This is a genomic window from Kitasatospora sp. NPDC002965 (assembly GCF_040611255.1).
In the GTDB taxonomy this organism is placed as follows: Bacteria; Actinomycetota; Actinomycetes; order Streptomycetales; family Streptomycetaceae; genus Kitasatospora.
The window spans coordinates 1-1,233 of sequence record NZ_JBEXNT010000315.1; the positions used below are offsets into that span (position 1 = coordinate 1).

At 38.2% G+C, this 1,233-nt stretch carries 2 pseudogenes; both read right to left on the reverse strand.

The annotated features are described in order from the left end of the window. Positions 1-67 precede the first annotated feature (67 nt). A pseudogene (locus ABZY91_RS42085) lies at positions 68-559 on the reverse strand (IS6-like element ISS1D family transposase); the annotation flags it as partial. Between the two features lie 224 nt (positions 560-783). Continuing rightward, a pseudogene (locus ABZY91_RS42090) lies at positions 784-1,233 on the reverse strand (IS982-like element ISLll1 family transposase); the annotation flags it as partial.

The following is a 1,233-nucleotide window of genomic DNA, read 5'->3' on the forward strand; positions in this document are numbered from 1 at the left end:
CCCGCAAGGTCTTCCAGGCCGCGGACCCGACCCACGCCGTTCCCGGCGGCCGTCAGGGCGACTTGGGGTTGTTAAGATACTTCACAGTTCGGTGCTCTGTCTTAGTATATAAACCCACACTCTGTAACTTTCTAAAGGCGGAGCCAAGAGAAGGTGCTTTATCGGTCACAATTGCTTTCGGCTCACCAAACTGTTTATGGAGTCGTTTTAAGAAAGCATAGGCTGCTTGCGTATCCCGTTTCTTTCGTAACCAGATATCTAAGGTTAAGCCGTCCGCATCAATTGCACGATAAAGATAATGCCAACGTCCCTTAATTTTGATATAGGTTTCGTCCATTTTCCATGAATAGAAGGATTGTCTATTTTTCTTCTTCCAAAGATAATAGAGGACTTTGCTGTACTCTTGCACCCAACGATAAATCGTAGTATGACAAACATTTATTCCACGATCATATAACAATTCCTGAACTTCACGATAGCTTAGATTGTAACGCAGGTAGTAACCAACAGCGACAATAATGACGTCTTTTTTGAATTGTTTGCCTTTAAAATGATTCATTACTCTGTCCTCTCTGTCTTTTTTCTCAATTTTACACTAAAATAGATTTTTTGGAAAACTTTGCAACAGAACCAAAGAAATAATAAATTCTAGGCCCTTAAAAGAAAAAATCAAATTTTTAACAAAGGTTATTATTATTAAGGCGAAAAACCATTAAGCCGTTAAATGAAAATGCAAAGGGTTCATATACAATTATGTTAATTACGACCCGAATTGCTAGTTGATTATTTAGCCATGACTTGATACCCGATAGAATATCTTAAAGTCTCTGGTTCCAGTGATTTAGCTGATTTTAACAGTAAAGAATACGCTAAAAGTATCATCTCTAATTTCAATTGAAAACCTTGAGGCGAACGACTTTTACAACGCTCAGCTCCTAGATTTGTCAAAAAAGAGAAAACTCGCTCAATCACTTTTCTATGTTTTGAAAAATTAGGGAAAAGGATTTTCTTTTGCTTCATGTTCTTCCTGACAGGTGTAATTAGATCAATTCCTTTTAATTCCAGCCTATCATGCAGTGACTGACCTAGATATCCCATATCTCCAAGGACTGTTGGTGTCCCAAATTGACTCAACACTTCCTCGGTCATTGAACTATCAGCCATTGAAGCAGGAGTAATTGTGTAGTCTATGACATAGCCTGATTCACTGACTAAAGCATGACATTTACATCC